The organism is Ilumatobacter sp. (assembly GCF_041688325.1).
Classification (GTDB): Bacteria; Actinomycetota; Acidimicrobiia; order Acidimicrobiales; family Ilumatobacteraceae; genus Ilumatobacter_A.
This window is the reverse complement of record NZ_JBDNIJ010000204.1, coordinates 1-4600: the sequence shown is the minus strand read 5'-3', so window position 1 is coordinate 4600 and position 4600 is coordinate 1. Positions and strand designations below refer to the sequence as shown.

Genomic DNA, 4600 nt, shown 5'->3' with positions numbered 1-4600 from the left:
GCGAGTCGGAGCGCGAGTCGGAGCGCGAGTCGGAATAGGTCAAACGACGACGAAGGTCCAGCTGTACGACTTGGCGTTCTCTCGACCCTCGTCGAGCCGCCAATACACGACGCGGACCGTGTGGCGACCTTGCGTCAACTTGGTGATCGCCGCATTCTCGTTCGGGACGAACGAGATCACTGCGTTGCCGGGGTCAAAGATGGCTGTCGGTGGCAACGCGAGCTGCTCGCCAGGTTGGGCTTCGAGCCGTCCGATATTCGTTGTTTCGAGCTCGATGTCGTCGACGATGAGCACCGCTTCGTAGCCGAACTCGAAGTCGACAGCGATGCGCTCCTGCTGCAGGACCTGCACGGCGTTCTCGACGGGTGAGATCGATTCGATGGCGAGAGGCCGCTCGATACCTTCGTCGCCGGTGATTGCGGTGAAGAACCCCCAAACAATGAGCGCAAAGCCAGCTGCGATAACAAAGCTTGCGATCAGCAGGCCCCGGTCAGGGCGCCGACGCCGCGGCGCCGCGCTCGCCTGCTCGATCTCGCTGGTCGGCGGTAGATCGTCGGCCTGAGCAGCATCGGTTGTGTCGATGTCGGTCACCTCGTCAGTATGCCGGACCAAAGCGCCCAGACGGCGGTGACAGCTGGTGCAAGGTGCCTGGCGCCACTCGGTCAAGCTGAAGCGGTAGATTTTGCCCGCTATGGCTGGCAACGATTTCGATGCAAATGAGGCTGTCGACAACAGCGGGCTGACAGGTGGCGTCCTCGTGGGCCGCGTGCTCGCAGACCGGTACCGCATTGCCGAGGTCGTCTCGGCTGGAGCGAACACGATTATCGCGAACGCGTTCGACAGCGAAGCCAATCAGCCTGTCACCTTCAAGATCGTGCGCCCAGAACTAGCAGGCTCCGAAGAATTCCGCCGAGATTTCCGCAAGCAGGCCGAACTCGCCACTGCACTGAGTCATCCGAACATCGCCCAGGTCCTCGATTGGGGCGACGTCGATATCGATGGCGAATCGGCGCTCTTCTGGGTAGTCGAGTATCTGAGCGGTGGCAGCCTGCGTGATCTGTTCGACCGAGGTCGGCTCCTCGAGCCGTCGCAGGCGCTTGTGGTCGGCCTCGAAGCCTGCCGAGCACTTGACGCAGGGCACCAGCGCGGGATTGCCCACACCGAGGTGACCCCATCGAAGCTGGTGTTCGGCGAAGACCGCCGCGTCCGAATCGTCGACTTTGGTCTGGCAGAGCTGATCGGGCGCAGCGCCTGGGACGAACCGGCCACGGTCGCAACGCACGTTGCTCGTTACGCCTCGCCTGAGCAGGCACTCCGCGTCGACGTTGGTCCGAAAACTGATGTGTACTCACTCGCCCTGTCGCTCCTCGAAGCCGTGACCGGTGCAGTTCCGTTCTCGGGCGATTCAACAGTGGCGACGCTGGCCGCCCGAGTTGGCAAGCTGATGCCGGTGTCCGCCGACCTCGGCTCGCTCGCCGCAGTGCTCGAACGTGCGGGGCGTCCCGAAGCAGATGATCGTTTCTCGGCAGTCGAATTTGGTCGGGGCCTGGTCGCGGCTGCCGAGACGCTGCCCCGGCCCGAGCCGATTCCGATCGTCGCGGCCACACTCTTCGACACGTCCAAAATGCGCCGGCCGACCGATCCGACGGGCGGAATTGAACGCCCTGCTTTGGCGCAGCTCGACGACACCGACACCGACACCGACACCGACACCGACACCGACACCGACACCGACACCGACATCGGCGTGGGCGATGACGACGCAGGTGGATCGGTGGCTGCTGCTGATGCTGCTGCTCTCGCTGCTGCTCTCGCGGTCGCTGCACTATCGCAAACGGACCATCTGACTGCCGATGACGCGTTGATCATTCTGCCTGACATTGCTGACCTTCCAGCCGTTTCAGTTGAGAGTGGGTTCGACCGCGCAGCGTCGGTTGCCGATGCAGCGGCGCAGATCGCTGCGAACACGCGGGTCACGCCGGCCACCGAACAGATGCCGATTACTCAGTTTGCAGGCGCTCCGGCGGCAGCAACCCTGTACGACGACGAGCGGCCGAGACGGCGAGTTGGTGCCATCGTGACGTTGTCGCTGTTCATCCTCGCCGGGCTCGCGGCGGTTGCCTTCGCGTCGTTCTTTCTTCTCCGAACCAAGTCCTTCGAAGTTCCCGAACTCTCTGGTGTTGATGAAGCGGTCGCGCTGAACGAGATTGCTGGCAACGACTGGCTGGTCTTTACTGAGCTTGAGCGCAGCGATGAAGAGCCCGATGCGGGCCAAGTGATTCGAACGTTCCCCGCAGCGGGCGCGGTCTTGGAAGAAGGTGACGAATTCCGCATCTACGTCAGTGAAGGGCCGCTCTTCCGCGTGCTCCCTGAGCTCGCCGAACTGTCGATCGCTGACGCCCAGGCGCTGCTTGAATCAATTCAGCTCACGAGCTTTGCCGATACTGAGGTCTTCGACGAAACACGCGCCATCGGTACGGTGCTGGGATGGCGGGTCGTTGGCGCCGGAACGAGTCTCGCCGGTGACCAGGTACTGCCTGGCACGAGCATTGCGCTCACGACATCAAAAGGTCCGGCACCGCGCGCTGTACCGAATGTCGTTGGCTTGACGCTGGAAGACGCACAGGTTGCAGCAGCGGCGGTCCAGCTCAGCGTGGTGGCTGGAGAGGACGTGTTCAGCAACGACGTACCCGTCGGCATCATTGTCAGCCAAGACGCAGCAGCCGACAGTGAATTGCCTCGTGATGGATCGTTCGCCGTGGTGCGCTCGAAGGGTCTTGACCTCATTGCACTGCCCGAATTGGAAGGCCTGTCGTTCACCGTTGCACAGAACGCACTCCTCGACGCAGGATTCACCATCGGCAGCTTGCTCGGGACGACCGAAGGCGCATTTGAGTCGATCAGCATCTCGGTTGAGCCTGTTGGTGACCTGTACCCGCGGGGCACCGCGGTCGATCTGATTTTCCTGTAGGCCAAGCGAACACCCCGCACCAAGTACGGCCGATGCCGCTCCAATCGGCGCGCTCTGCAGGTGAAGTGGTCGATTTGCTGCGGGGTACCGTTTCGTCTCATTGGGGCCAGAATCACTAGATTCGCTGGTGTTGTCCGGCGTTGGTGCCGGGCCAAAAGACAGTGGGAGATTCAATGACTTCGCTCGACGGACGTGTGGTGATCGTTACTGGTGCTGGTCGTGGGATCGGGCGAGAACATGCGCTGTTCTTCGCCCAAGAGGGCGCCCACCTCATCGTCAATGATCACGGTGGTGCAAACGATGGGTCGGGCGGCGACACGACGCCTGCCGAGGAAGTTGCAGCCGAAGTTCGAGCACTTGGCGGTCAAGCGATTGCGAACACCGACGACGTGTCGAGCTGGTCGGGCGCCGAGCAGATGGTCGCATCAGCAATCGAAGTCTTCGGCGATCTGGACGTCGTTGTCAACAACGCTGGCATCTTGCGTGATCGCACGCTGGCCAACATGACTGAACAAGAGTGGGACTCCGTGATTGCGGTCCACCTCAAAGGGCATTTCGCGCCAACCCGCCACGCCGCTGCCTACTGGCGCGACGAGCACAAGGCCGGGCGTGGCAAGCGTCGCAACTTGGTCCACACATCGAGCACGTCAGGGCTGTTCTCCAACCCCGGGCAAGCCAATTACGGCGCTGCCAAGTCGGGTATTGCCACGATGAGCCAGATCGCTGCGAAAGAGCTGCAGCGCTACGACGTCGTCAGTAACTGCATTGCACCGGGGGCACGTACTCGCCTCACGCTGGCAACACCGGGCCTCGAGGACATCATGGCGGCACCGGAGGCTGGTTTCGACAACTGGAACCCGGCGAACGTCTCGCCCCTGGTGGCCTACCTGAGCACGGAAAGTTGCCCATTCACCGGGGAGACCTTCTACGTGAAAGGCGGAGTCGTGAAGCGTGTGAAGTCGTGGGAGATGGCTGACCGGATCGAGAAGTCCGGCGCCTGGACTGTCGAGGAACTGGCCGACGCGATGGCACCGATGGCGCAGACACCGCCCGTCGTTGCCGATATGAACTGACAGCCGACTTCGGCGGCAGCCGCTATTCGGCTGCGGGGGCTGGATCAGTGATGTTGGCGATTTCCTGAGTGATCTTCTCGGAGAAGTCGTTCGCCGGGATGGCGGTTTGCATCGCCATCATCTTCATCATGTCGCCTTGGACCTTGATTTTTCCGGCCATGAAGGCCTGCATGGCAACGGTCTGATTCTGCTCGACGAACAACGCCAGGGCGGTTGCGTAGTCGGTGCTGACGGTGGCGTCGGGCTCGTCGAGTGCGCCGAGCTCAAGCTGCAGCGCACCGGTCGAGGTATCGAAGTACGCATCGACCTGGCCGTCGCCGAAGGGCACCTCGATGATCGACAGGTTGATCTTGATGCTGACGGTCACCTCGGGGACCTCATCGGCGTACTTCTCACGAATCGCTCGTGCCGCCGTCATCCAGTCTTCGCTCAAGAACGCATGGGTCATAGACAACACGATACCTGTGACCTGCGCGCAGGGAGAAACGCAGGACGACAGGCCAAATGCGCCATACTGCGACAGTGATGCGACGAGTGATTTTGGTCATGGCTGCAG

The 4600-nt window shown here is 62.0% G+C and carries 4 protein-coding genes; 2 read left to right on the top strand and 2 right to left on the bottom strand.

All coding sequences use genetic code 11. The features are described 5' to 3' along the window. Positions 1 to 39 precede the first annotated feature (39 nt). Positions 40 to 591, bottom strand: coding sequence for a hypothetical protein (locus ACH2EI_RS12120; RefSeq protein ID WP_395153100.1), 552 nt, complete (start codon positions 589 to 591; stop codon positions 40 to 42). A gap of 100 nt (positions 592 to 691) precedes the next feature. Between ACH2EI_RS12120 and ACH2EI_RS12115 the strand changes: the two genes are divergently transcribed. Together ACH2EI_RS12115 and ACH2EI_RS12110 are read left to right on the top strand one after the other, a co-directional pair. Next, entirely contained in the window at positions 692 to 2971 is a 2280-nt protein-coding gene (locus ACH2EI_RS12115; protein WP_395153101.1) for a PASTA domain-containing protein, read from the top strand. Between the two features lie 173 nt (positions 2972 to 3144). Continuing rightward, positions 3145 to 4044 (top strand): SDR family oxidoreductase, encoded by a 900-nt coding sequence (locus tag ACH2EI_RS12110; protein WP_395153102.1) that lies wholly within the window; start codon positions 3145 to 3147, stop codon positions 4042 to 4044. A gap of 22 nt (positions 4045 to 4066) precedes the next feature. Here ACH2EI_RS12110 and ACH2EI_RS12105 read toward each other — a convergent pair whose 3' ends face one another. Then, positions 4067 to 4492 carry an SCP2 sterol-binding domain-containing protein gene (locus tag ACH2EI_RS12105; protein ID WP_395153103.1) on the bottom strand — a complete coding sequence of 142 codons (426 nt, stop codon included), beginning with the start codon at positions 4490 to 4492 and terminating at the stop codon, positions 4067 to 4069. Positions 4493 to 4600: the final 108 nt, after the last annotated feature.